Below are 25,920 nucleotides of genomic sequence, written 5' to 3'. Positions count from 1 at the left end.
CCGCTCCACCTCGCCGCCCTCAGCCTGATCGTCGCGTATCTCGGCTGGGGCTGAGATGCCCGCTCCCCGCGCCGGCACCTGCGCCCCCGATGTCATCCGCATCGTCGCGGAGCCCGCCTCGACCGGCCGCGCTCACACCGTGAGATTGTTTCCCGATCCTCCAGCGGATAACCCTGTCGCGCGTGCCGACCGGGCACGCCCCGCTCCGAGGACGATGAAACCGGGCCGCGACCCGGACAGGAGGACGCGCTTGCCGAGAGCCAACCCGGTATCCGCGCTGCGGCGGGCCGCCCGCACCGCGCTCATCCTGCTCGGGATGACCTGCCTCGCCCCGCTCGCGCCCGCCAGGGCCGCCCCGGATCCGGCAGCCTTCGCCGACAATGCCGACGCCGTGGCGGTTGTGATCGGGAACCGCAGCTACAAGCAGACCGTGCCTGTCGACTATGCGCACAACGATGCCGAGGCGATCCGCGCCTACCTGATCGAGCGCCTGGGCTACCGCGAGAGCAACGTCTTCCTCCTGAAGGACGCGACCCTCAACGAGTTCAACCAGGTCTTCGGCACCGAGCGGAACCCGCAATCCGGCCGCCTCTGGCGCAGCGTGCGCGAGGGCCGCTCGAACGTCTTCGTGTACTATTCCGGCCACGGCGTCCCGGATCTCGCCACCAAGCAGCCGTTCCTGCTGCCCGAGGACGGCAACCCGAACCAGGGCGAGAGCGGGTACGCGCTGGAGACCCTGTACCGCAACCTCGAGCTCGTGAAGCGCAAGATCGGCGCCGACCACCAGCTCGTCGTGATGGTCGATGCCTGCTTCACCGGCGAGACCGGCCGCAAGGGCGAGAGCCTGCTGGCGGTGTCCGCGCCCGGCTTCGCCCCCGCCCGGCCGAAGACGGAGGGCGGCATCGTCCGGCTGGTGGCGACATCGGGCGCGACACCGGCCAACTGGGACGAGGCGAACAAGCTCGGCCTGCTGACCAGCCGGTTCCTGATGGGCGTGTCGGGCCTCGCCGACGCGCGCGACCATCAGGGCGACGGCGACGGGCTCGTGCAGTGGACGGAGCTGAAGCGCTACCTCCGCCGCGAGGTGGAGGACGCGGCCCGCCGCGCGTCGGGCCGCGAGCAGGTGCCCGAGATCGACGAGGCCCCGATCGTCCTCAAGGCCTCCCTGCCGGTGGCGGCCGTCGCGAAGGGCGTCGAGGCCATCCGGGACGAGGCGGCCTGGCGGCGGGCCGAAGCGCTCGGCACCCGGGAGGGCTTCGAGGCCTATATCGGCGCCTGCGGCGAGACCTGCCTGTACCGGCCTCAGGCCATGGACAGGCTCCTGGCCGGGCGGCGCCGGGACGCGGCGGCGATCGACCAGGAGAACTGGGCCAAGTTCGGGACCCAGCGGCAATATCAGGCCTATCTCGATTCCTGCGGCGAGGTCTGCGCCTATCGCAGCCTCGCCGAGGGCTATCTCGGCGGCAAGAACCCGAGCGCCGATCCGCGCGTCAAGCGCTGCGACGAACTCGCCGCCGGCACGGACGATCCCGACCGTCCGAGCGGGGTCGCGGGCGTGAAGCTCGGCCGGATCGAGCCCGCCGCCGCGATCGACGCCTGCCGCGGGGCCGCGGCCGCCTATCCGGACCTGCGCCGGCTCTCCTACCAGCTCGGCCGCGCCTACGACCGGGCCGACCGCTACAAGGAGGCCCTCGCCGCCTACGACCGCGCCGCCAAGGCCGGGAGCATCTCGGCGCTGAACAACCTCGCCGCCCTCTACGAGAACGGCCAGGGTGTGAAGCGCCAGCAGGCCGAGGCGTTCCGCCTCTACCGGCAGGCGGGCGAAGGCGGGAACGTGGTGGCGCTGGCCAACGCGGCCCGGATGCTGGAGTACGGCAACGGCATCCCGAAGGACGAAGCGCAGGCGGTCGCCCTGTATCGCCGCGCCGTGGCCGGGGGCGACGTCGCGTCGATCAGCAAGCTCGTGCCGCACTACGCGACGGGCGCCTACGGCTTCCCGAAGGACCTGCGGCAGGGCTTCGACCTCTTCCGGCAGGCGGCGGACCGGGGCGACCCGGTGGCCATGGCCACGATGGCGACGCTGATCGACAACGGCTTCGGGCGGTATTTCCCCGGCGTGCGCTCGGCCGACATGGTCCTGCGCGCGCTGAAGCACGGGGAACTCGGCGCCGCCTCCGTCTCGGCGACCGACACCGCCGCCCAGAAGCTCAAGCCCGAGACGATCCGCTCGGTGCAGCGCGCCATCAAGGACGCGGATTACTACACCGGTGCCCTGGACGGGCGGTTCAATCCGGTCTTCGTCCGCGCCCTCGATCAGTACGCCCGGGCGAACGAGACCGAATGAGGCGCCTCCTCCTCGCCGCGCTGCTGCTCGCCCCGGCGGCGGCGCGCGCCGACCCCGCGACGCAGGCGCTGGCACCGTTCCTCGATGCGGTGGCGGCCTGCGCCGGCCGGCCGGACCTGACGCTCGCGGTCGTCGGCGTCGAGCCCGGCCAGACGGCCCTGTCGCGCGAGCAGTCCGAGGAGGTGCGCCTCGCCGTCGAGACGCGGCTCCAGGCGACCGGCCGGGTCAGGCTGGCGGCAGCGGCCGACGTCGTGCGGATCAAGGCCCTGCGCGAGGGCACGACGGGCCTCTCGGGCGCGGAGGCCGAGGCGCAGATCCGGTCCGCCTTCGCGGGGGACGCGGCCGTGTTCCTGGTCGAGCCCCGCCGGGCCGGCGAGACCGCCTCCGTCCGGCTCCAGGCCGTGACGCAGAGCGCAGCCTGCAAGGCGACGAGCGACCCTCTGGTCGTGCCGATCCATGTCGGCGCCGGCGTCGCCGACGTCGACGCGGTCATGGACGGTGCGGTGAAGGCGTTCGCGCAGGCCGCACCGAATGCCGGCGCCGTCGAGGTCTGCCCATTCGTGGCGGAGGGCGGCCATTCCACCTGCGCCGGCGCCCTCACGGACCGCCTCGTCATCGCCCTCGACGTGGAGGCCCGCTCGGCCAACCGGGTGCTCCGCGGCGCGCGCCTCGACGTGCGCCGCCGGCCGCCCGGCACCGCCTGCGCCGGCACCGTCACCGCGCGCGGCCGCTTCCGCACGGACCACGACCGGCAATCCTGGATGGAGGTCGAGTTCCAGCGCGACGGCGCTGTCCTGGCCCCGACGGGACGACGCCGGATCGCGACGGAGGGGCTCGGCTGCGATCCCGTCCCGCGGCCGTTCCTGGACCACCTCGCCGCCACCGCGCGCACGGATGCCGGCCGCCTCTCGGTGGCGGCCGCCGCCACGCCGTTCGCGGCCGGTCAGCGCCTGGAGATGCGCATCGAGTCCCGCGTCGCGCAGAACCTGTACTGTTGGGTGGTCGCGGCCGACGAGACCGCCTTCGTCGCCCTGCCGGTGCGCGACAACCCGGCCTCGCAGCTGGCCCTCAAGCCGGGAGACTCGCGGCGCTATCCGCGGGGCTACGGCCTCGACGAGATCGTCGCGGGGGAGCCCTTCGAGAACCTGTTCGCCTGCTTCGGCGTGCCGGGCGGCCTGCCGCCGGAGCTCGCCGCGCGGTGGCTGGCGGCGGCGCCGGGCGCCGACGGCGAGGCGCGTCTCCTGCAGCCCCCGGACGTGCTGGACCTCCTCGACCGGATCCGGGCCACGCCCGGGGTCACCGAGGCCGCCGCGCGCGTCGTGGTGCGCTGAGCCGGAGCGCGACGGGATCAGAACCGCGTCTGGGCCGCCCAGAGCAGACGGGTGGCGCCCGGATGGCCGCCGGAGGTCGACGGATGGCCGGTCGCGAGGTAACCATAAGGCGAATCGAACGATCACAAGGGGTTGCGTGGCAGCCCGCGACCGGGAGGCGCATGACGGGCGGATACGATGAGCGCTGCGCGGCCGACCTCGCCAATGTCGGCGACGGCCGCGATCTCTCCCGCGCCGACCGTGCCTGGCTCGCCCGCGTGGTCACGGGTGCCGTGCGCCCGAACCGCGACAAGCCCCTGTGGGACCTCGCCCACGCCCTCGCCGCGCTGGCCGAGGCGGCCGGGGCCCGCGACGGGCGCGATCTCATCACCCTCGCCCTGGACCCGGGCCTCGCGCGACCGGCCGCCCTCTCGGCGCGCTTCGGCGGCGGCCCGGCCGTCGACGACCGCGGCCCCGTGCTCGGCACCGCCTGGTCCACCGGCTGGGCCGGGCTCGCCCGGCTCCTCGCGCTGGCCGAGTTCGTGCTCACCGCGGAGGACCTGGCCCAGTTCGCGACCGTCGCGGGCTGGCTCGACGAGCTCGCCGCCGCGCCCGACGCGGAAAGCGCGGCGATCCTGGCCAAGCGGCTGGCCCGGCATCTCGCCGCCTACCGGAACGCCCATCTGCCGCTGGCGCCGCTGGAGCGGCGCTTCCGGGCGCTCCTGACCTTCCTGGGCGGCCGCCGGTCGATCGCGGACGACGACATCCTCGATTTCTGGCGCGCCGAGATGGCGACGGGCGAGCGACCGGGCTTCCGCATCGTCGCGGAGCATTTCGTGACCTTCGAGGCGGCCGGCCGCCTCCTCGAAGGCCTCGACGCCCTCGCGGCCCCCGCCGCGCTCGACGCCCACGCGGGCTGGGAGGAGCGGCTGGACGCGGCCCTGGGCGATCTCGCGGCCGCCGAACCCGCCGCGGCGCTGGCGACCCTGCTGGCGGACTGGCCGGAGGGCCCGAAGATCCTCACCGGCGCCGAGCGCGAGGACCTGGCCGACTTCCTGCGCCTCGAGCCCTACCACCGGACCCGCCCGCTGACGACGCTCCGCGCCGTGAGCTTCGGCCGGGTCCAGTCGGGCATCGCCAACCGCCTGCGCCGCGGCGGCGGCGGCGCCGCCATCGCCGAGCGGGCGACCTGCCTGGAGGCCGAGAGCTACGCCGAACTCCGGACGCGCGCGGGACTGCTCGCGGCCCATCTCGGCCGGATGCTGCGCATCGCGGCGGCACTCCGGATCGCCGATCGCGACGCGCTGCCCGAGGCGGTGCGGGGTGCGCTGGAGGCCGCCGAGGCCGACCTGCGCCGCGTCCGCCGCGCCGGCTTCGACGATCGGGAGGGGCTCTCGGCCGGGTTCGCGGCCGCCGAACCGGCGCTGCTGCGCCTCGCCGAGGCGGCGGCCGACCTGGAGCGGTCGCTCGACGGACTCGCCCGGCACCGGCCGCTGGACGCGCTGTTCCCGGCGGATCGGGACGTCTTCGCGGTCGCGTTCGCGGCGGCCTATGCCGGGGAGGCCGCGGCGTGAGCGACGCGGCACGGCTCCTCGCCGAGATCCACGCGGCCCGCGCCCTCGTGCGCGATGCGGCGGCGACCGCCCGGCCGGACCACGCGGGGCTCTGGGCCCACGCGACCCGTGCGCCCGACGGCCCGGTCGACCTCGCGACGGTGCGGGCGATCCGCGGCGACCCCGCGACGGCCCGGCGCTACCGGACGATGCTCGGCGCACTGGCGATGGCCCACGCGCCGCTCGCCGCGGCCGCCTCGGACGGCGCGATTCTCCGGCGCCGGGTCGGCGCCTTCGCGCTGGAGATCCTCGAGGCCGCGGACGGCGCGCCGCCGCTCCTCGTCCTGCGCGGCGAGTCGGGGCAGATGCCGCGGGTGATAGAGGCGTGGCTCGGCGACGAGACGGTCCGGCTCGACCTCGGTCCGGCGATCGAAGGCGCGGCGGTGCTCGCCCTCGACCCGGCCGTGCCGGACGCGGCCCTCATGGGCCGGATGCTCCGCGACCCGGCCTGCGCGGTGTTCCTGCTTTGACGAGCCGTCGGACCAGCCGGCAGGCCGGTCTCGGCCCGTCCGGGAGACCGGGCCGCGCATGACGCGTCCGGCCATCCTCGTCGTGGTGCCCACGACCCGCGGACCGCTGGTGCTGCGCGGGCTCAGGCCGCGCCCCGGCCTTCCGGCCCCGGCCGCCTTCGCGGACGGCGATTATCGCCCGCTGCCGTGGTCGGCCGATTACGCCCGGCTCTGCGGGGCTGCCGGCCCGCTCGCCCGGTGGACGGGCCGGACGCCGGAGCCCCACGAGCTGCGGCTGTCGGGCTCCTTCGATGCCGGGCGCTCCTGGGAGGTTCCGGTCTGCCTGGCGCACGGCCTCGCCGAGGGCGGCCACCCGCTCGCCGCGGCACCGGAGGAGGCCGACCTCATCCTCTGGGCGACCGGCGCGGTCGATCTCGACCTCGCGGTGCTGCCCGGCGACTACGCGCTCCTCGACAAGATCGAGCGCTCCGCCGCGACGATCGCCGGAGCTCCGAACGCCGCGCTGGCGGTCCTCCTGCCGGACGGGCCGGAGCGCGCGCAGGCCGAGGCCGTCTTCCGCGGCATGGGCCGGAACGTGCGGATCCTGCCGTCGCACAGCGTGCCGGGAGCGCTGGCCGCATTGACCGCGCTGCGGCCTCCGGAGAGGGCCGAGACGCCGCCGGCGCGGCGATGGTGGCGTCTCGCATTGCCGGCCGGCGCCGTCGCGGCGGCCGGCCTCGCCGGTGTGCTCGCTCTCGGGGCCACGCGGCCCGATCCCGTCAGCGAGCCGCGCCCCGACACGCCGGCCGGTCCCGCCAGCCCTCCTCCCAGCATCGAAGTCCGGATCGCGTCGCCGATCCACGTCTCCGAGCTGCGCGCGCCGGCGGGATCCTCCTGCCGCCGCGTGGCCTTCGGGGCCGACCCGCCCGAGCGGCGCCCGGTGCCGGCGGAGTCGGGCGATCACCTGGCCGCGAGCCGCCTCACGCCGGACCTGTGCGGGCTCGCCATCGGAGCGGAGCCGGGCCTGCGCGTGCAGGTCGGGCCGGAACTGCGCGACGCCGCCCTCCCGGCCGTCCGGCTGGCGGACGGCGCGCTCGGCTATTTCCTGCGCGAGGGCGCGCGGCAGAACCTCGTCTACACGGTCCAGGCCGTTCCGGAGGCCGGAACCGGCGCGCTTGCCGGCCGCCTGGTCCACACCCTGGCGCGCTGATGAGAATCCGGCGTGTTGCGAATGCTGTCGATCGACCCCGCGAGCGCGGGCCCGATTCGCAGACCGAGAGGAGGGAGAGGATGATCGCGATGCGCCGGAGAGGCCCACTCCTTCTGGGAACGGCCTGCGCGCTGATCGTGCTCGGCCGCGGCGACGCCGTGCGGGCGCAGAGCGTCGGCTTCGATCCCGCCGATTACGGCCGGGCGCAGCTGCCCCTGCGCCAGACGACCGGCGACGCGGCGGCCTACGTCGACCAGAACAAGGGCGCCTTCGAGCCGGTCAGCGAGCTCGACCCGAAGGACGGCCTCGCGGCCCTCGCCCGGCCGATCGGCCGCGTCGACATCGTGCTCCAGAACGGCCGCACCGGGCAGCAGGTCGGTGCCTCCTGCACGGGGACGCTCCTGACCGGCGACTACGTGCTGACCAACCACCATTGCCTGCCGCAATCGGGCGACCTGCGCCCGGTCAAGGCGTCGATCCTGATGGATTACCTGACCCTCGACGGGAAAGGCTCCCGCCGGTTCGAGATCGACCCGAAGCCCGTCGAGTTCGACGCCCGCCTCGACTTCGCCCTCGCCCGCGTGGCGGGCAATCCGACCGCGACCTACGGCGCCGCGCGGCTCTCGGGCGAGCCGGTCACGGCCAACCGCTCGATGCTGGTCATCCACCATCCCCTCGGACGTCCGAAGGTGATGAGCCGCTTCCGCTGCTTCGCCGTGAAGGATCAGGCGGAGGGACCGGACCTGCGCCATCGCTGCGACACGCTCGGCGGCTCGTCCGGCTCGCTGATGTTCGACGCCTCCGTGGCCGGCATCGCGCTCCACAAGGAGGGCGGCCTCGATCCGAAGGATCCGTCGAGCTTCAACAGCGCGACCCGGCTCTCCGCCATCCTGGGCCGGAGCCCGACGCTCGCGCGGATCGCGGCGGCGCAGGGGCGCCCGGTCGTCGCCGCCGATCCGGGGGCCAAGCCGGTCGCGCCCGCATCCGTGCCGGCACCGCAGCCCAAGCCGGCGACCGACGGACCGCTCGATCCGGCCGGGATGAACGCCATCCTGCGGGGACGCTGAGCGCCGTCGCGAGAATCGCGAGGCCGGGCGACGAAAATCGCTCTGGGCCGACCAGGAACGGGGAGAGAGGGGCCGCAGCAAGGCCCGGGACACGAAGAGGGGAAGCGATGCGGACCCACGATCTACCGCGCGCCGCGCGGGCGCGCCTCGGCCGCTCAGGCCTGCTGCTCGCCGTCGGCCTCGCCCTGGCGCTGGTCGCGCCCGCCCGGGCGAACCCGCTCACCGAAGTGCCGGGGGCCCGGGCAGCGCGGCCGGACGAAGCGCCTCCGCCGCGGGACCCGGCCGCGGAGCGGGCGGAGGCCGAGGAGGCGCGGGCCGCGAATCCAGGTGCGACCGCGATCATCCGGTCGCTCGCGCCCTTCGCCGACGGCAATCCGGGAGCGCCCGCGCGGCCGCTGGCGGTCAGCCCCGACGACGGCGGCCCGGCGGTGCGCGTCGTTCCCGCCCGGTCGATCGATCTCACCGTGTTCTTCGCCTACGACAGCGCGCGCCTGACCCCCGAAGCGCGCATCCAGCTCGAACCGCTCGGCGAGGCCCTGCGCGCCGAGCCGCTCGCGGGCCACGGCTTCCTGATCGCCGGTCACACCGACGCCGCCGGCGGCCGCGCCTACAACCGCCGCCTCTCCCTGGCCCGGGCCCGCGCCGTGAAGGCGCACCTCGTCGAGACCTACGGGATCGCGCCGGAGCGCCTGCGCGTCCACGGCTGGGGACCCGCGCGGCCGAAGGATCCCGACGCACCCCTGTCACGGGTGAACCGCAGGGTAGAGGTCAGCCTGATCGCGCCGGCCCGCAGCGGTGCCCTGCGCTTCGTCCTGCCGGTCGCGGATCGCACCTGCACCGACTTGGCCGATCCGCGCCTGCGGACGGATCTCGACCTCGACGATTTCCGCGCGGCGCCGACCCAGCGTCCCTGCACCGAATAAAGCCCGCTCCCCTCACCGACGCTCCGATGACCGAGAGACCCGCGATGTCCTGGAGGATCCCGATGCCCCTCGTCCGCACCACGGCGTTCCGCGCCGCCTGCCTCGCCGTCCTGGCCCTCGGGTCCGCCTACGCGGCACCGGCCCGGGCGCAGACCAGGCCCAACGTCGTCGTGATGGGCGAGGACGCCGACGAGGACGCGGTGCCCCGCGGCAACCGCATCTTCCAGCGGGTGATCCACGAACTGTCCGAGACGATGAACCTGCGCGGCTACAACGTCTACGACGAGACCGCCGTCGCGATGGGGTTCACCCAGGCCAACCGGGTGCGCCGGCGGGATGCCGAGCTGATCGAGGTCGCCCGCGCGGTCCAGAATCCGCCCCTCGACGTCGTGGCGGTGTTCCAGATCTACGCGTCGGCGTCGAAATCCGCCTACTCGGACATCGTCCGGCCGGAGATCCGTATCCCCGGCCGCCTCCTCAACGTCCGCACCGGGCAGTCGCTCGGGTCGTTCGAGGTGGCCGGTCTCCAGCTGCCGCCCCTGCCGCAGGGCTGCGACCGCGAGTGCCTGCTCGAGCGGGTCGGCGCCGAGGCGAAGACGGTGGCCGCCGACCTCGCGGCCGCGCTCACCGCGAAGCTCGACGGCGTCATAGCGCCCCGCCGCGGTGCCGATGCCGGCGCTGCGCCCCCTGACGCCGCTCCGGTCGGCGGCGCCGTGGCGGCGGCGCCCGGCGGCGAGGGCTGCGGGGGTTTGCCCAGCGCCTACGTCGTCCGTCTGAGCGGCTTCTCGGCCCAGGAGGTCCAGGCGGCCGAGGAGTACATGGCGGCCTTCCGCTGCTACGAGCACCACCGTCCGGTGCGCGCGAGCGGGGCCAGCACCGAGTACTGGTATGAGACCCGCTCGGATTCCGCCCGGCTCGGCCGGAACCTCCGCCTGATGCTGGAGCACATGAGCGCGCCGGGTCAGGTCCAGTTCTCGGGCAACACCTTCGTCATCAGCCGCGTGGCGACGCGGTAGCCGAACCTTCGCCTTCCCCGCCTCGTCGTCCCACCGTTCCCTGAAGGTTGACCATGTCGGTTCGCGAGCGCCTGCGCGGCGCCCTCTCCCATCTTGTCCCGCAAAGCCCGGCGCGGCGCGTCATCCTGGCCGGACTGGTCTTCGCGCCCCTGGCGATCGCGGCCCGCGAGGCACGGGCCGACCCGGTCTTTCCGGGCGCCGGCGCCCTCGGCTTGACGCCGCCGACCGGGATGAACGTGAGCCGGCGCTTCGCCGGTTTCGAGCATCCGGCCGGCGCGTCGATCATCCTGGTGGAGATGCCGCCGGAGGCCTGGGACCAGATCAATGGCCGGTTCACCCCCGAGGCGCTGGCCGCCACGGGCTTCCGGGTGAAGGGCGGGGCCGAGCCCCTGCCGGTCGCGGGCGGTGAGGGCTTCGTTTTGCGCGGCACCCAGCCGGCCAACGGTCTCACCTACACGAAATGGGTCGCCGTCGTGCGCGGCGCCCCCGGGACCGGGCTCGTCACCGTGCAGGTCCCCGAGAAGGCGGCCCGGCAGGTGCCCGCTGCTTCCGTCGAGGCGGCCCTCCGCACGATCGCGTTCCGGGCGAAGGCGAGCCTGACCGATCAGGTCGCGGCGCTGCCCTACACGGTCGGCGACATGGCGGGCTACCGGCCGACCGCGGTCTTCGCGGGCAACAGCCTCCTCCTCACCGAGGGACCCAAGGACGTCGATCCCGAGCGCGAGCAGCCGGTGATCGTCGTCGCGCCCTCGCTCGGTCAGGCGCCGGTCCCGGCGGGCGCGGAGGTCGCGGTCGCCCGCCGGCTGTTCGCGGCGCAGAAGGACTTCGCCGACGTGAACGTCACGGACGAGGCGCGGTCCAGTCGCGGCGAGGCGGTCGTCGTGCGGCTGCGCGGCACCGGGACCGACACCAAGAGCGGCCGTGCCCTCGGCGTGACGCAGACGATGGTCTTCGACGGCCAGCGCTACCTGCGGGTGCTGGGCTTCGCCGATGCCGGTCGCCCCGACGCCCTGGACAGGGCCGACCGTGTCGCCGCCTCGGTGGCGATGCGCTGACCGACCTCTGCACCCACAACGAGAGCCTTCCCGATGCGCCCGCCGCTTCTCGCCCCGCTGCTCCTGGTCTCCGCCCTCGCCCTGCTCGCTGGCCCGGCGCGCGCGGAGGAGAACGAGTGCCGGCGGTCCCCCTCGCTCACGTCCGGCGCGCCCCCAACCTTCGGGCGCATCAGCGCGCCGGGGCGCACGGCCTTCGTCAAGGACGGGCTCGCCCGCGCCGGCTGCCCGGACCCGAGCGCCGCCTGCCGCGAGCGCGCCTACCTGGTGAGCGCCGATCCCGTCATCCTCGGCGAGCGTCGCGGCGCCTATGTCTGCGCCCATTATCGGGGCGCGGGCGACGATATGGGCCGGACCGGCTGGCTCCCGGGCGAGGCCGTCGCCGTCGAGCCACCCGGTGCCGTCGCGCCTGCGGACTGGCTCGGCACCTGGACCCGTGCGGAGGCGCGCATCCGCATCACCCAGGCCGACAAGCCGGGGCTGCTGACCTTCGGGGGCGACGCCACCTGGGGCGCCGGGGATCCGGAGCGGGCGCGCCGCGGCGGCGTCCATATCGGCGAATTCGCCGGCACGGTCGCCCCGCAGGGCGCCGCGGCGAGCTTCGCCGTCGGCGAGAACGGGGCGCTGCCGGTCGAGGCCGGTGACGCGTCCGATTGCAAGGTCTGGCTGCGGCGCGTCGGCCCCTGGCTGGTCGTCGACGACAACCTCGCCTGCGGAGGCGTCAACGTCACCTTCCGCGGCCTCTATCGCCGCCAGCCATGAGCGGCGCGGCGAGACGCGGCCGCCCCGGCTCCGCGCGGGGCTTGTGACCGATGGCTATTCCCACGATGGCGCGGCCGAACCCGTCCCGGCGACGCCTGCGCGTGATCCTCATCCTGCTGCTGATCACGTGGCTGCCGGTCGTACCCTTCGCGCTCGGCCTCGCGCTGACGAACCTGACCGGCTGCACCGTCAACGAGGCGGGGACGCACCCCTGCCCGGTGGCCGGACACGATATCGGCGGCCTGCTCTACACGCTGACGATGACGGGCTGGCTGCTGATCCCGTTCCTGCCCTTCATGGCTCTGACACTGCTGTGCACCGTCGTGCAGGGCCTGCTGATGATCCTTCGAGCGTGGTTGCGGCGATGATGCGGTTCACCTTCCGGCGCGCGGCCGCGCTGCTCGGCCTCGGCGTGACAGCCGTCCCGCTGTGGAGCCTGGCGATCCCGGTGACGGCGACCCCGGCACGGGCGCAGGCGACCGAGGTGGAGGGACCGGCCCTCCCCTACGCCTCGACGCCCGACCTGCGGGCCGCCACGGTCGCGCGGGCGGTGCGCGACCAGCGCGCCACGAACCCGATCGCCGCGGCCGAGACGGCGCGAGAGCTAGCCCGGCACGATTACGACAGCGTCTTCCGCGGCTTCCTCGACGGGACGCCGCTGCGGCCGGACGATGCGGGCGACGTGCTCACCGCCTTCATCGCCCTGCAATGGATGGTCGCCAACGACGCGACGGTCGAGCCGAGCGCGGCGGCCCTGCGGGCGATCCGGACCCGGTTCGTGGCGCCGATGGCGGAACGGCCGCCCCTGTCCCAGCCGGCCACGCGGGCGGCCTTCGCCGAGCAGGTCAAGCTGCGCGCCGTTCTCCACCATGCCGGCTGGCAGGCGGCCAAGCGGCTCGGCGTGCTGCCGCGTTTCCTGGCGGGCCTGTCCAACGAGTTCATGCCGGTCGCCACGCTGCGGAATCTGGCGCTGACCGAGGACGGGCTGGTGCCGAAGGACCGGGCCGGACGCGCGGCCCCGAAGCCGCCGCCGGTCGCGGAGAGCCCGCCCGTGCCGGACGCGCGACCGGCTCCCTCCCCGGCTCCCTCCGCCCCGGACGCGGCCGGTCCCCCGCGCCACGCCGCCAATTGGGATCAGGTCGAGGGCGTGTACTTCCGTTCGACCACCGGATTCGGCGTCGGCGGTCTCATGACGATCGATTTCGAGCCGCTGATCTTCCTGCGCGACGGCACCTACTACGAGATCGCCGACACCGCGCTCGAAGACGTGGACCTCGCCGCCGAGCGGGCCGCACGGCCCAAGCGATTCGGGCGGTGGAGTGCCAAGGGCGCCGGCTTCGTCCTGACGGACGCGCGCGGCCGCGCGAACGACTACGCCCTCGGCGACGGCAGCTTCTTCCGGGCCTTCCCGGCCGTCGCCAATGAGCGGGTGGCGCGGGCGTACCGGCGGCTGTCGGGCGGCGGCAACACCGCCCTGGGCGGCGACGTCGCGATCGCCGTCGAGAGCCGCTACGACTTCCACGCGGACGGGAGTTACGGTCGCGGCGGCTCGGTCGGCGCGACGAATTCGGGGGCGAGCACCGGCGTCGGCACGGCGATCGCCCGTCGGCGCGCGCCGGAGGGCGGGCGCTACGCCCTCGATCGCCACACGCTCACGCTGACCGCGGCGGATGGCCGGACCCGGCGCCTGTTCTTCGCCTACGGCTCGCAGAAGGATCCCCCCGAGATCGACCGCGAGATGATCTTCGTGGGCGACGACGTCTTCAGCCCGGCGGACTGATGGGGATGCCGAGGGCGGCCCCTCGATCGGCGCGGATCTCAGGACGCGGGGCATCTCCGGATTCCGGGCCGAGCAGACCGCCGCCGAACCGCGCCCAGTCCTCCAGCGAGCGTCCGGAGGCGGTCTGCGGGCTCTGCTTGACCGGTCGCGGCGTCCGCGGCGCGCCGAGGCGCCCGTAGCGCCGGTACCAGGATCGCGCCCTCTGCACCGGCCGTCCCAACGCCTTCCGCATGCCGTCCCCCTGTGCAGCGCGCGCGAATGTCCACGGCCAAGCTAATCCAGGCCGGTCGCCCGGGCATGTCGGGCCGACCCTGACACGATTGCCGATCTCTCCGACTGCTGATCGGCGCCGGGCAACACAGATGAGCCTGCGGGACAGCGACCGGCGGTCTCCCGCCGTCCGCGCGTACCGGGGAATGCGCGGTGGCCCGCGATGGCGGCCGGCATCGCCGTCCCGACAGACCGCGCCGCGCGGTCGGATCCGGCATCGGGTCCGATCCGTGCGGACGTCCTTCACCGTCTCTGGAGCTCAGCCCATGAAACGTCTCGTGATCGCCCTCACGGCGCTGTCGAGCCTCGTCCTGTTCGCCCCGTCGAGCGAGGCGCGACCCCACGGCCGCGGCTTCCATCATGGGCCCCACCATCTGGGCCACGGCGTCTGGAGGGGGCGGCGCCACGGCCTCCACCGGTACCGCCATCACCGTCTCCACCGGCACTACCGGCGGCACCGGGGCTACCGCGGATATCGCGGCGTCCACTTCCGCCCCGCCGGCTACGGCTTCCGGCCCCACGCGTATCGCTCGGGTGGCTGGGGCGGCTATCGCGGGGTCGGCTTCGCGACCGGCGCAGGCCTTGGCCTCGCGGCCGCTGCACGGCCCGGTCTCTACGGCGCGGCCTACGGGCGGTCCTACGGGTACAACTACGCACCGGTCGGCTACGGCTGCGCCTACTAGGCGGCGCATCCGGACCGGGAGGCCGGGCCGTCACGGCCTCCCGGTCGTCTTTCCACGCCACGCCCGCGCCGGCGTGGCGCTCGTGATCCTCGCGTCCGACGACGCGAGGATCTCGTGTCTCTCCGCGCATCATTCGGACGAATCGGGGCGATCTTCGAAAGATCCGGTGCCGCTTTCGTGCAATGGTCAATCGATCATCGCACGCACGGCCTGTCGGGATATTCCCGACAGGCGTCGGTGTGAGCGGTATCCCGGCTCGAAACAGCTTGCTTGGCCGTTCAAATTCGGCGCTTCTGACCCGGCGGGACAGGCTCCCGAGCGGCCGGAGAGATCAGCGCCCATGCTCATGGACATCGTCAAACAGGGCGCCCGCGCGCGCGCCGTCGGTCGGCCCCGCGATGCTTGCCCCTATCCCGGCGAGTCGCGCGAGCGCCGGGCCTGGTACGAGGGCTACGACGGCTCCTCGTGGGCGGTCGCGACGCGGATGCCGCACCCCGCCCGGATGCTGCCCGGATCGGCCCTTTCCGACGCCGGTGCCGCGTCTGACCCCGCCTCCCCGGCCTGACGACGGTCCGACTTTCCCGTAGGAGAGCTGTGAGCTTACGGGCCGATGCGGGGACACGGGAGGCGGGCGACGGTGCGCGCGGGACGGCGAGACAGGGGCGTCGGTCCGTCCGAGCGATGGGGGACGGGTCCGGGCCGGCGCGCAGCGTGTCCGCGCACGGCCGCATGAATGTTCGCGCCCGTGACACCGCGATCCGGAAGCCCGAGCTCCAGCTGAGCCGCGGCAGCCGCCGCACCTTCGTGGCCCTCGCCCTCGCGGCCGCGATCCCGGTCCTGCTGCTCAGCGGCTGGGTCGCGACGCTGATGGCACAGCAGCAGCGCGACCTCGCCCGGAGCGCCGCCGTCGCCAGCGCGACCCGGGTGGCCGAGCGTGTCGCCTCGGACATCGCCGCCCAGATCGCGGTCCTCGAGGCCGAGGCCGCCTCCGCGACCCTCGACAGGCCCGACCTCGCGGCCTTCTACGCCGAGGCCGTGCGTCTCAGGCAGGCGCACCCGCTCTGGGAGACGGTGGAGCTCGCGCGACCGGACGGCGCCCAGATCGTCAACCTGCTCCGGTCCCTCGAGGAGGAACTCGGACCGACCTCGGACCGGACGAGCTTCGACGCGGTGGTGCGCACGCGGCAGCCGGTGATCGGCGGCATCGGCCCGGCCGGCTCGATCTCGGGCAAGCGCCTCGTCGCGCTGCGCGTGCCGGTCATCCGGGACGGCACGCTGCGCTACGTCCTCTCGATCCGGCTCGCCACGAACGCGGTGAGCTCGATCCTGCGCGACGCCGGCGCCCCCGAGGGCTGGGTCGGCACCATCGTGGACGCGGAGGGCAACACGATCGCCCGGACCCGGGCCGAGGTGGAGGAGCTCGGCCACCCGGCGAACCCGGCGCTCCAGGCGGCGATCCGGAACGCCCCGAACGGCTTCTACACCGGACCGACGCTGGAAGGCGCCGATGTCGAGGTGGTATACCGGACCCTGCAGCATACCGGCGGCTGGTCGGTGCATTTCGGGATGCCGGTCGCGACGCTCAACGCGCCGGTCTCGCGGTCCTACGCCGTCCTGGGTGGCGGCAGCTTCGTCAGCATCGGGCTCGCCCTGGCGCTGGTCGGTCTCGTCGGCCGCGACATGGCGCAGCGCCGGGCGGGCGAGCAGGCCCGGTTCTCCCTCGCGCTCCGCTCCAGCGAGGAACAGGGCGCCGTCGCCGCCGAGGCCGCGGAACTCGGCACGCTGCGCTGGGACACCGTCGCGCACCGGGTCACCGGCTCGCCCCGCGCGGCCGATCTCCTCGGTTGGACGGCCGCCGAGGGGCGCGACAGCGCCGTGGACGCCGACACGGTCCTGCAGGCGGTCGATCCCGAGGATCGCGGGCGCCTGAGCGAGGCCCTGCGCCGGAGCCTCGCCGAGGGCACGCCGCTCGACGTCGAGTTCCGCGTGATCCAGGAGGGTCGGGAGCCGCGCTGGGTCCGGGTCGCCGGCCGCGTGCCGCAGCTCCACGAGCATACCCCGGCCGGACTGATCTACGGCGTGGTGTCGGACATCGAGCCGCGCAAGCGCGCGGAGGCCGAGCGCTTCGCGCTGCTGCGCCGCCTCGGCGAGGCCCAGGAGAACGAGCAGCGCCGGATCGCCCGCGAACTCCACGACCAGGTCGGCCAGACGGTGACCGGTCTGTCGCTGGGCCTCAAGAGCATGGAGCGGCTCCTGGCACGCGGGGCCACGGCGGAGGCCGGCCGGCAGGTGGAGTGGCTGCAATCGCTTGCCGGGGAGATCGGCCGCGACATCCACCGGGCCGCCGTCGACCTCCGGCCGACCGCCCTCGACGATCTCGGGCTGCGCGAGGCCCTGGCCACCCTGCTGCGCGACTGGAGCCAGCGGCACGGGATCCGCGCCGACCTGGAGTTTCTGAGCGAGGCGACCCGGCTGCCGGCCGCGATCGAGACGGCCGTCTACCGGATCGTGCAGGAGGCCCTGACCAACGTCCTCAAGCACGCCCGGGCCGCGAGCGTCAGCGTCTCGGTGGAGAAGCGCGCGGGCGAGATGCGGGTCGTGATCGAGGATGACGGCGCCGGCTTCAACGCCGACGAGCAGCGTGAGCGCGCCGGCGGCGAGGCGCCGGCCAAGCTGCGGCTCGGCCTGTCGGGCATCCGCGAGCGGCTGTCGCTCTTGAGCGGGACTCTCACGCTGGAATCGTCCCCGGGCATCGGTACGACGCTGTTCGTCACCATCCCGATTCCGGAACATCCCGAGACCTGAGGAGAAGCGCATGACGGATCGCATCCGCGTCGCCCTGGCCGACGACCATCCCATCGTCCTCGCGGGGATCCGGACGCTCCTGAACGCCGACCCGGAGATCGAGCTGGTCGGCGAGGCCACCAGCGGCAGCGAGGCGCTGCCGATGATCCACGCCGCCGACCCGGACGTCGCCGTCGTCGACGTCTCGATGCCGGGCCTCAACGGCCTGGAGCTGACCGAGCGCGTCGCCGGGTCTTGCCCGCGGACGCGGGTGCTGGTGCTGACGGTTCACGAGGACGCGGCCTACGTTCAGCCGCTGCTCAAGGCGGGCGCCCGGGGATACCTCCTCAAGCGCTCGGCCGCGGAGGATCTGCTCCGCGCGGTCCGCGCCGTCGCGGCGGGCGGGATCTACCTCGACCCCTCGGTGGCGAGCCACGCCTTGGCGCATCCCGGGGCCCCGGCGCAGGGCGGCGAGTCCGAGCCGTCGGCCGAAGCGCTGAGCCCGCGCGAGACCGACGTGCTCCGGCTGATCGCGCAGGGCTTCAGCAACAAGGAGATCGCGCGGCGCTTCGATCTCAGCGTGAAGTCCATCGAGACCTACAAGGCGCGGGCCGCCGAGAAGCTGGGCCTGCGCACGCGCGCGGAGATCATCCGCTACGCCGCCGCGCACGGATGGCTCGACGCCCTGGCGCTGCGCTAGGCGCGAGCGAGCGGGGGCAGCCAGTCCCGGGCGACGGCCGGGTCTGCCGATTTTTCGCCGGTCAGGGATCAAATCCTGCCGCGGATCGTCTGTCTGGCGGACCGGTCAGGGACGAGGGGGGACGGGTGAGCGTCGGATTGATCGCCCTGTTGGACGATGTCGCCTTCATGGTGAGGGCCGCGGCGGCCTCGCTCGACGACGTGGCCGGCCAGGCGGCGCGCGCCGGCACCAAGGCCGCCGGCGTCGTCATCGACGACGCGGCCGTGACGCCGCGCTACGTCGTCGGCTTCGCCGCGGAGCGCGAATTGCCGATCGTCGGCAGGATCGCCCTCGGATCGCTGCGCAACAAGATCCTTTTCCTGCTGCCGGGTGCCCTGGCGCTGAGCGCCTTCGCCCCCTGGGCGATCACGCCGCTCCTCATGCTGGGCGGCGCGTACCTGTGCTTCGAGGGCGCCGAGAAGGTCTACGAAGCCGTGTTCGCCCATCACGGCCACGGCGACGAGGCGGACCAGGAGGGTGGCGCCGGCGGCGATCAGGCCCAGGAAGACCGGCGCGTGGCGAGCGCCATCAAGACGGACTTCATCCTGTCGGCCGAGATCATGGCCATCACGCTGGCGGCGCTGCCGGAGGGCAGCTTCTGGATGCGGGCGGCGGTGCTGGCCATCGTCGCGGTCGGCATCACCGCGGGCGTCTACGGCGTGGTCGCGCTGATCGTGAAGGCCGACGATGCCGGTCTGGCCCTCGCCCGCAGCACCGCGGGCCCACCGCTCGGAAGCCTGATCCGCGGGCTCGGCCGCGGCGTCGTGAAGGGCATGCCGATCCTGCTCAAGATCCTGGCCGTCATCGGGACGGCGGCGATGATCTGGGTCGGCGGCGGGATCCTGATGCACGGTCTCGAGACCTACGGGTTCCCGGCACCGGCGCACGCCGCCCACGCGATGGCGGAGGCCGCGGCGGCGCGCGTGCCGTTCGCCGCGGGCCTCGTCGAGTGGCTCGTCACCGCGACCGTGTCGGGCCTCATCGGGCTGGTCGTCGGCGGGGCGCTGATCCCGCTGACGAACGTCGTGCTGGCGCCGGCGTGGCGCGCCCTGTCAGGCCTGTGGCAGCGGCGCGGCTGACGGGATCCCGTGATCGGCCGGGGCGGAGCCCGGCACAGCTACTGGCGCCGGGACCGGCGCGGCGGCGCCGTGATGCTTCAGGGGCCTATTGCCGCTCAGGCGACGCAGCAGCACGTAGAAGACCGGGGTCAGGAACAGGCCGAAGGCGGTCACGCCGATCATGCCCGAGAACACCGCGACGCCCATCGCGCGGCGCATCTCCGATCCGGCGCCGGTGGCTGTCACCAGCGGCAGCACGCCCATGATGAACGCCATCGACGTCATCAGGATCGGCCGCAGCCGGAGGCGGCTCGCCTCGATCGCCGCCTGGAGCGGGGTCCGACCGGCGAATTCGAGCTCACGGGCGAATTCGACGATCAGGATGGCGTTCTTGGCCGAGAGCCCGACGAGCACGATCAGGCCGATCTGCGTGAAGACGTTGTTGTCGCCGGCCGACAGCCAGACGCCGAACATCGCGGCGAGCAGCCCCATCGGCACGATCAGCAGGATCGCCAGCGGCAGGGCGAGGCTCTCGTACTGCGCGGCGAGCACGAGGAAGACCAGGAGCAGCGCGAGGGGAAAGACCCAGACCCCGGAATTGCCCGCGATGAACTCCTGGTACGTCAGGTCCGTCCACTCGAAGGCGAAGCCCCGCGGCAGCGTCTCGGCCGCGATCCGCGTCGCCGCCGCCTGGGCCTGACCCGACGAGTAGCCGGGCGCCGCACCGGCGTTGATGTCGGCCGACAGGAAGCCGTTGTAGCGCATGGCCCGCTCCGGTCCGGCGGTCTGGCGGACGCGCAGCAGGGCGGAGAGCGGGACCATCTCGCCTGAGCCGGCCCGGACCTTCAGCAGACCGACATCGTCCGACCGCGCCCGGAACGGGGCGTCGGCCTGGACGCGCACCGAGTAGGTGCGGCCGAACTTGTTGAAGTCGTTGACGTAGAGCGAGCCGAGATAGATCTGCAGCGTGTCGAAGACGTCCGTCACCGGGATGTTGAGCTGACGGGCCTTCGTCCGGTCGATGTCCGCGAAGAGCTGCGGCACGTTCATCTGGAAGCTCGAGAACAGCCCGACGAGTTCCGGCGCCTGGGCGGCCTTCGCCATGAACGCCTTCGTGGCGTCGTTCAGCGCCTCGTAGCCGAGGCCGGCGCGATCCTCGATCTGCAGCTTGAAGCCGCCGATCGTCCCCAGTCCGTTCACCGGCGGCGGCGGGAACATCGCGATGAATGCCTCCGGGATCGCGGCGTACTTCTTGTTCAGCGACTGCGCGATCGCCGCCCCGTTGAGGGACGGGTCCCTCCGCTCGTCGAACGGCTTGAGCGTCGAGAACACGATCCCCGAGTTGGAGCTGTTGGTGAAGCCGTTGATCGAGAGGCCCGGGAAGGCGACGGCGCTCTCGACGCCGGGCTCCTTGAGGGCGATCTCGCTCATGCGGCGGATGACCTCCTCCGTCCGGTCGAGGGTCGCGCCGTCGGGCAGCTGCGCGAAGCCCACGAGGTACTGCTTGTCCTGGCCCGGGACGAAGCCGCCCGGGATCTGGCGGAACAGGCCGACCGTCAGCCCGACGAGCAGGACGTAGAGCGTCATCATCGCGGCCTTGCGCGACACCGCGAAGCCGACACCGCGGCCGTAGCCGTTCGAGGCTCGCCCGAAGGCGCGGTTGAAGCGGCGGAAGAACCAGCCGAGCAGCCGGTCAAGGATGCGGGTGAGACGATCCTTCGGCGCTTGGTGATCCTTCAGCAGCAGCGCCGAGAGGGCCGGCGAGAGGGTCAGCGAGTTGATCGCCGAGATCACCGTCGAGATCGCGATGGTGAGGGCGAACTGCTTGTAGAACTGGCCCGTCAGGCCGCTGATGAAGGCCAGGGGCACGAAGACCGCGACCAGCACGAGGGCGATGGCGATGATCGGGCCCGAGACCTCGCGCATGGCCTGGTAGCTGGCGTCCCGCGGGGACAGGCCGCTCTCGATGTTGCGCTCGACGTTCTCGACGACCACGATCGCGTCGTCGACGACGATGCCGATGGCCAGCACGAGGCCGAACAGGCTCAGCGCGTTGATCGAGAATCCGAAGACGTGCATCACCGCGAAGGTGCCGACGATGGAGACCGGCACGGCGAGCAGCGGGATGATCGAGGCCCGCCACGTCTGCAGGAACAGGATCACCACGAGCACGACGAGGGCGATCGCCTCCAGCAGCGTGTGGATGACCGCCTCGATGGAGGCGCGCACGAACTGCGTCGGGTCGTAGACGATCTGGTAGTCGACGCCCTCCGGCATGGTCCGCTTGATCTCCGCCATGGTGCGGCGGACCTCGTCGGAGATCTGGATCGCGTTCGAGCCCGGCGACTGCGAGATCGGGATCGCCACCGCCGACTTGTTGTCGAGGAGCGAGCGCAGGGCGTAGTCGGAAGCGCCGAGCTCGATGCGCGCGACGTCGCGCAGGCGCGTGATCGCCCCGTCGGCGCCGGTCTTGACCACGATGTCGCCGAACTGCTCCTCGCTGCTCAGGCGCCCCTCGGCGTTGAGCGAGAGCTGCAGGTCGAGACCCGGGACGGCCGGCGACGCGCCGATCACGCCGGCCGCGGCCTCGACGTTCTGGGCCTGGATCTCGCGCACGACATCGCCCGCGGACAGGCCGTGCTCGGCCACCTTCTGCGGGTCGAGCCAGATCCGCATCGCGTAGTCGCCGGAGCCGAAGAGCTGGACCTGGCCGACGCCGTCGAGCCGCGCCAGGCGGTCCTTGATGTTCAGCACCGCGTAGTTGCGCAGGTAGGTCATGTCGTAGCGCCCGTTGGGCGAGACGAGATGCACGACCATCGTCAGGTCGGGGGAGCTCTTCACCGTGACGATGCCGAGCTGGCGCACCACCGCCGGCAGCCGCGGCTCGGCCTGCGAGACGCGGTTCTGGACGAGCTGCTGCGCCTTGTCGGGGTCAGTGCCCAGCCGGAAGGTGACGGTCAGCGTCATGATGCCGTCCGTCGTGGCCTGGCTCGACATGTAGAGCATGCCCTCGACGCCGTTGATCTGCTCCTCGATCGGCGTCGCCACGGTCTCGACGATGACCTTGGGGTTGGCGCCCGGGAAGGTCGCGCGGACGACGACGGAGGGGGGCACCACGTCCGGGTACTCGGAGATCGGCATCGCGAAGAGCGACAGCAGGCCGCCGATGAAGATGAGCATCGAGAGCACGCCCGCGAAGATCGGGCGGTCGATGAAGAACTTGGAGAGATTCATGCCGCCCTCCGAGGGCGTGAGGCAGGGGCGTCCGGGCGGCCGCGTGCGGCCGCCGTCTCGAAGGCGTCGGGGTTCTGGAGCGGGCGGACGGGCGCGTCGCGCCGGCCGTCAGCGTTGCGCCAGCTTGCGCGGCCCGGAGGCGGCGTCCTGCGGGCGCGCGCCCATCGCGACCGGTTCGGGGCGCAGGAGGGTCCCGGGACGGACGCGCTGCAGGCCGTTGACCACGATGCGCTCGCCGCCCGACAGGCCGGAGGTGACCACGCGGAGGCCGTCGACGGCCCGGCCGAGGGTGACGGCGCGGAACTCCGCCCGGTTGTCCGCCCCCACGACGAGCACGAACTTCTTGTCCTGATCGGTGCCGACGGCCCGCTCGTCCACCAGGACGAGACGGTCCGGCGCGGCCTGCCCCAGGCGCATCCGGGCGAACTGGCCCGGGATCAGGCGGCCGTCGCCGTTGGAGAAGGTCGCGCGCACCCGGACCGTGCCGCTGCGCGCGTCGACCTTGTTGTCGATGAACTGGAGATGCCCGGCCGCGCGGGCGCCGTCGGCGGTCGCCATCTCCACGGGGATGCGGTCGAGCTTGCCGCGCCGGCCGCCCGGCTCGGCGACCGAGGCCAGCGCCTTCAGGACCACGCCCTCGTCGGCATCGAAGCTGGCGTAGACCGGATCGACCGAGACGAGCGTGGTCAGTACGGCGGCCCCGGCGCCCGTGGCCACGAGGTTGCCCGGCGTGATCTCGCGGCGGCCGACGCGGCCGCCGACGGCCGCCCAGACCTGCGTGTAGCCGAGGTTCAGGCGCGCCGCCTCCAGGGCCGCCTTCGCCGCGTCGAGGCTCGCCTTGGCCTCCTTGAACGCGTTGGCGCGGACGTCGAGGTCGCGCGCCGTGACGATGCGCTGGTCCGACAGCTTCTGCCCGCGCTCGAGGTCGCTCGCCGTCATGCCGACCCGCGCCTCGGCGCCCGCGACCTGGGCTTCCAGCCGCTGGACCTCGGCCGCGTAGGGCGCGGGATCGATGGTCACCAGCAGGTCGCCGGCCTTGACCACCTCGCCTTCCGCGAAATGCGTGGCCAGGATCGCGCCGCCCACCCGGGCACGGACGTCGATGCGCTCGACGGCCTCCAGACGACCCGAGAACTCGTCCCAGAGGATGACGTCGCGCGGCTCGACGGTCGCGACCGAGGCCGGCATCGCCACCTCGGTCGGCGGCGTCGCGGCGACGGCCACGGTTCCCCGGACCAGGGCGCCGGGTATGAAGGTGTAGGAGACGCCTGCGAGAAGGGCGACCGCGAGGCTTCCGGCCGCGAGGCGCCGGGCACGGAGAGGATTGCGCGGGAGATGACGCTGAGGTTCCACGAGCGACTCCAACATCTGTATAGGTCGCTACACATGTCGGCATGGACGCGGGGCGTCAAGTGACTTATCTACCATTCGATATAAAAGTTGGAGGCCGCAGGCAATGGTGATGGGGCGCCCCCGGTCCTTCGACACGGACAAGGCCCTCGACGAGGCGATGGAGGTGTTCTGGCGCCACGGCTACGACGGCGCGAGCCTCGCGATGCTCACGAAGGCGATGGGCATCAAGCCGCCGAGTCTCTACGCGGCCTTCGGCAGCAAGGAGGGGCTGCTCAAGGCCGCCCTCGACCGGTACGCGCAGCGGCGCTCCGAGCACATGCGCTTCGTCCTGGCGGGCGAGACCGCGCGCGACGTGGCCGAGCGCTTCCTGAGCAGCATCGCCGAGAGTCACACGGATCCGGCGAACCCGCCCGGCTGCCTCCTCGTTCAGGGCGGTCTCGCCTGCGGCGCGGGCTCGGAGAACATCCCGTTCGAGCTGGCGTCCCGGCGGGCGCAGGGCGAGATGGAACTCCGCGAGCGCTTCATTCAGGCCCGACAGGACGGTGACCTGCCGGCGGATTCCGACCCGGTCGCGCTGGCGCGGTTCCTGTCCACCGTCGCCTCCGGCATGGGCGTGCTGGCCTCCTCGGGCGCCGACCGGGAGGCGCTGCGGGAGGTCGCCCGGGTCTCGCTGCGGGCCTTCGCGAGGGAGCACGACGCCTGAGCCGGGCTGACCGGGCGCGATCCCGCGCCTCGGTCCACCCGGACGCCGTTCGCCTCTCCGCGACCGGCGGTTCGCCGAGGTCCAGAAACGACAAAGGCCGCAGAGCTGCGGCCTTGTAAGTCGTTCGTATGGTTGGGAAAACTGGAGCGGGCGAAGGGATTCGAACCCTCGACCCCAACCTTGGCAAGGTTGTGCTCTACCCCTGAGCTACACCCGCTCACTGTGCCGCGCCGCCCGGACTTTCGTGCCGGCGGCCCCCGGCGCGGCTCTCTAAACACCATTCCGCCGGGCGACGCAAGCGCCCTTTTCGCGAACCGTCACGATTTACCAGTTCGGCTCCGGCGGGAGGCCGTCGCGGATCTCCCGGAGCCGGGCGCGGGTCCCGCGCGTGGTCCCCTCGGGGAGCGCGTCCATCGGGAAGAACGCGCACTCCGCGACCTCCCGGTCCGGCGCCTTCGGGCGCAGGACCGTGAAGGCCGGCAGGACGAACAGGGCGACGTGGTCGCGGGGGGCCGAGACGACATTCCGATAGAGGCCGTGCAGGCGCGGCTCTCCGTCCGGGACGATCTCCGCCTCCTCGCGGAACTCCCGCACGATCGCGTCGCGCGCGGTCTCGCCGCGCTCGACGCCGCCGCCGGGGAGGTGCCAGCCACTCACGTAGGTGTGGCGCACCAGGGCGACGCGCCCGGCCCCGTCGAGGGCGACGCCGCGCACGCCGAGGGTCATGCCCCGGGACGCGAGCGCCCCGAGGTGGAACAGGCGCCGCAGCAGCGGCCGATCGAGGAGCATGCGGCCGCGCGGCTCAGACGACGTCGAGGGTGATGGCGCCGAGACCGTCGATCGCCGCGACCATGCGCTGGCCGCGCTGGACCGGGCCGACGCCGGAGGGCGTGCCGGTGAAGATCAGGTCGCCGGGCTGCAGGGCGAAGTAGCCCGACAGGTAGGCGATCTGCTCGGCGACGGACCAGATCATGTCGCCGAGGTCGCCCTTCTGGCGGACCTCGCCGTCGACCGACAGGGTGATGGCGCCCTTCGCCGGGTGGCCGATGGCGGAGACCGGGTGGAGCGCGCCGATCGGCCCCGACCCGTCGGCCGCCTTGGCGGTGTCCCAGGGCCGCGACATCTTCTTGGCCTCGTCCTGGACGTCGCGCCGGGTCATGTCGAGGCCGATGGCGTAGCCGTAGACGTGCTCCAGGGCGGTCTCGGCCGGGATGTCGCTGCCGCCGCTCGCGAGGGCCGCGACCATCTCCACCTCGAAATGGTAGTTGGCGGTCTTCGGCGGGTAGGCGTGGGCCGTCGGCTCCGGCCCGACGATCTGCAGGGCGTCGGCGGGCTTCATGAAGAAGAACGGCGGCTCGCGGTCCGGGTCCGCGCCCATCTCGCGGGCGTGGGCGGCGTAGTTGCGCCCGACGCAGTAGACGCGGCGGACGGGATAGAAGTCGCTGCTGCCGACGATGGGGAGCGCGATGCGGGGCGGGTTCTGGATGACGGAGAGCATCTCTGCCTCTGCGGTGGATCGTCCGGGTGGCCCGGCGCGACGACGCCCGGGCCCTACATCAACGTTGTAAGG

At 73.3% G+C, this 25,920-nt stretch carries 23 protein-coding genes and 1 tRNA gene; 18 read left to right on the top strand and 6 right to left on the bottom strand.

Going from position 1 to position 25,920, the window contains the following annotated elements; genetic code table 11:
• Nucleotides 1–250 precede the first annotated feature (250 nt).
• The 12 genes from ASG32_RS16705 to ASG32_RS16650 all read left to right on the top strand — a co-directional run bounded on the left by ASG32_RS16705 (nt 251) and on the right by ASG32_RS16650 (nt 13,526).
• Nucleotides 251–2,344 (top strand): caspase family protein, encoded by a 2,094-nt coding sequence (locus ASG32_RS16705; protein WP_056528280.1) that lies wholly within the window; start codon nt 251–253, stop codon nt 2,342–2,344.
• A complete protein-coding gene (locus ASG32_RS16700) occupies nt 2,341–3,675 on the top strand; it encodes a hypothetical protein (protein ID WP_056528277.1) in 1,335 nt (444 codons plus the stop codon). Before ASG32_RS16705 ends, ASG32_RS16700 begins: the two co-directional genes overlap by 4 nt.
• Before the next feature lie 161 nt (nt 3,676–3,836).
• Entirely contained in the window at nt 3,837–5,228 is a 1,392-nt protein-coding gene (locus tag ASG32_RS16695; RefSeq protein WP_056528274.1) for a hypothetical protein, read from the top strand.
• Nucleotides 5,225–5,737, top strand: coding sequence for a hypothetical protein (locus ASG32_RS16690; protein ID WP_056528271.1), 513 nt, complete (start codon nt 5,225–5,227; stop codon nt 5,735–5,737). Before ASG32_RS16695 ends, ASG32_RS16690 begins: the two co-directional genes overlap by 4 nt.
• Before the next feature lie 58 nt (nt 5,738–5,795).
• Entirely contained in the window at nt 5,796–6,926 is a 1,131-nt protein-coding gene (locus tag ASG32_RS16685; RefSeq protein ID WP_056528268.1) for a hypothetical protein, read from the top strand.
• Between the two features lie 80 nt (nt 6,927–7,006).
• Nucleotides 7,007–7,993 carry a serine protease gene (locus ASG32_RS16680; protein WP_056528265.1) on the top strand — a complete coding sequence of 329 codons (987 nt, stop codon included), beginning with the start codon at nt 7,007–7,009 and terminating at the stop codon, nt 7,991–7,993.
• 107 nt (nt 7,994–8,100) lie between these two features.
• Nucleotides 8,101–8,916 carry an OmpA family protein gene (locus ASG32_RS16675; RefSeq protein ID WP_056528261.1) on the top strand — a complete coding sequence of 272 codons (816 nt, stop codon included), beginning with the start codon at nt 8,101–8,103 and terminating at the stop codon, nt 8,914–8,916.
• Between the two features lie 44 nt (nt 8,917–8,960).
• A complete protein-coding gene (locus ASG32_RS16670; RefSeq protein WP_244492003.1) occupies nt 8,961–9,932 on the top strand; it encodes a hypothetical protein in 972 nt (323 codons plus the stop codon).
• A gap of 53 nt (nt 9,933–9,985) precedes the next feature.
• On the top strand, nt 9,986–10,987 hold the full coding sequence (locus ASG32_RS16665; RefSeq protein WP_056528255.1) for a hypothetical protein: 1,002 nt from the start codon (nt 9,986–9,988) through the stop codon (nt 10,985–10,987).
• Nucleotides 10,988–11,020: 33 nt separating this feature from the next.
• Nucleotides 11,021–11,746 (top strand): hypothetical protein, encoded by a 726-nt coding sequence (locus tag ASG32_RS16660; RefSeq protein ID WP_056528252.1) that lies wholly within the window; start codon nt 11,021–11,023, stop codon nt 11,744–11,746.
• A gap of 50 nt (nt 11,747–11,796) precedes the next feature.
• The gene (locus ASG32_RS16655; protein WP_056528249.1) at nt 11,797–12,114 is read left to right on the top strand and encodes a hypothetical protein; all 318 of its coding nucleotides are present in this window, start codon (nt 11,797–11,799) and stop codon (nt 12,112–12,114) included.
• The gene (locus ASG32_RS16650; RefSeq protein WP_056528247.1) at nt 12,111–13,526 is read left to right on the top strand and encodes a hypothetical protein; all 1,416 of its coding nucleotides are present in this window, start codon (nt 12,111–12,113) and stop codon (nt 13,524–13,526) included. Before ASG32_RS16655 ends, ASG32_RS16650 begins: the two co-directional genes overlap by 4 nt.
• Here the strand turns inward: ASG32_RS16650 and ASG32_RS16645 are convergent.
• Complete coding sequence (locus tag ASG32_RS16645; protein WP_157861989.1) at nt 13,510–13,758, bottom strand: hypothetical protein; 249 nt, start codon at nt 13,756–13,758, stop codon at nt 13,510–13,512. The two genes, ASG32_RS16650 and ASG32_RS16645, sit on opposite strands and share 17 nt — an antisense overlap.
• Before the next feature lie 304 nt (nt 13,759–14,062).
• Here ASG32_RS16645 and ASG32_RS16640 point away from each other — a divergent pair, with 304 nt between their 5' ends.
• From ASG32_RS16640 to ASG32_RS16620, 5 genes are all read left to right on the top strand, one after another.
• The gene (locus tag ASG32_RS16640) at nt 14,063–14,479 is read left to right on the top strand and encodes a hypothetical protein (RefSeq protein WP_056528241.1); all 417 of its coding nucleotides are present in this window, start codon (nt 14,063–14,065) and stop codon (nt 14,477–14,479) included.
• Between the two features lie 340 nt (nt 14,480–14,819).
• The gene (locus ASG32_RS16635) at nt 14,820–15,044 is read left to right on the top strand and encodes an Rmf/CrpP family protein (RefSeq protein ID WP_020094563.1); all 225 of its coding nucleotides are present in this window, start codon (nt 14,820–14,822) and stop codon (nt 15,042–15,044) included.
• Between the two features lie 164 nt (nt 15,045–15,208).
• Entirely contained in the window at nt 15,209–17,284 is a 2,076-nt protein-coding gene (locus ASG32_RS16630; protein ID WP_056529237.1) for an ATP-binding protein, read from the top strand.
• Between the two features lie 10 nt (nt 17,285–17,294).
• Nucleotides 17,295–17,963: a response regulator transcription factor gene (locus tag ASG32_RS16625; RefSeq protein WP_020094565.1), complete on the top strand. Its 669-nt coding sequence runs from the start codon at nt 17,295–17,297 to the stop codon at nt 17,961–17,963.
• Nucleotides 17,964–18,088: 125 nt separating this feature from the next.
• Nucleotides 18,089–19,081, top strand: coding sequence for a DUF808 domain-containing protein (locus ASG32_RS16620; RefSeq protein ID WP_056528238.1), 993 nt, complete (start codon nt 18,089–18,091; stop codon nt 19,079–19,081).
• Here the strand turns inward: ASG32_RS16620 and ASG32_RS16615 are convergent.
• Together ASG32_RS16615 and ASG32_RS16610 are read right to left on the bottom strand one after the other, a co-directional pair.
• Nucleotides 19,055–22,294 (bottom strand): multidrug efflux RND transporter permease subunit, encoded by a 3,240-nt coding sequence (locus ASG32_RS16615; RefSeq protein ID WP_056528235.1) that lies wholly within the window; start codon nt 22,292–22,294, stop codon nt 19,055–19,057. The two genes, ASG32_RS16620 and ASG32_RS16615, sit on opposite strands and share 27 nt — an antisense overlap.
• 108 nt (nt 22,295–22,402) lie before the next feature.
• Entirely contained in the window at nt 22,403–23,647 is a 1,245-nt protein-coding gene (locus ASG32_RS16610) for an efflux RND transporter periplasmic adaptor subunit (protein ID WP_107351970.1), read from the bottom strand.
• 103 nt (nt 23,648–23,750) lie between these two features.
• Here ASG32_RS16610 and ASG32_RS16605 point away from each other — a divergent pair, with 103 nt between their 5' ends.
• Nucleotides 23,751–24,350, top strand: coding sequence for a TetR/AcrR family transcriptional regulator (locus ASG32_RS16605; RefSeq protein ID WP_020094569.1), 600 nt, complete (start codon nt 23,751–23,753; stop codon nt 24,348–24,350).
• Nucleotides 24,351–24,492: 142 nt separating this feature from the next.
• On the opposite strand, the gene ASG32_RS16600 is transcribed toward ASG32_RS16605, so the two are convergent.
• From ASG32_RS16600 to ASG32_RS16590, 3 genes are all read right to left on the bottom strand, one after another.
• Nucleotides 24,493–24,567, bottom strand: a tRNA-Gly gene (locus ASG32_RS16600).
• A gap of 107 nt (nt 24,568–24,674) precedes the next feature.
• Nucleotides 24,675–25,139 (bottom strand): NUDIX domain-containing protein, encoded by a 465-nt coding sequence (locus ASG32_RS16595; protein ID WP_056528229.1) that lies wholly within the window; start codon nt 25,137–25,139, stop codon nt 24,675–24,677.
• 13 nt (nt 25,140–25,152) lie between these two features.
• Nucleotides 25,153–25,848: a fumarylacetoacetate hydrolase family protein gene (locus ASG32_RS16590; RefSeq protein ID WP_042670673.1), complete on the bottom strand. Its 696-nt coding sequence runs from the start codon at nt 25,846–25,848 to the stop codon at nt 25,153–25,155.
• Between the last annotated feature and the right edge of the window lie 72 nt (nt 25,849–25,920).

The organism is Methylobacterium sp. Leaf361, assembly GCF_001424445.1.
GTDB lineage: Bacteria > Pseudomonadota > Alphaproteobacteria > Rhizobiales > Beijerinckiaceae > Methylobacterium.
This window is presented reverse-complemented; position numbering and strand designations above follow the sequence as displayed.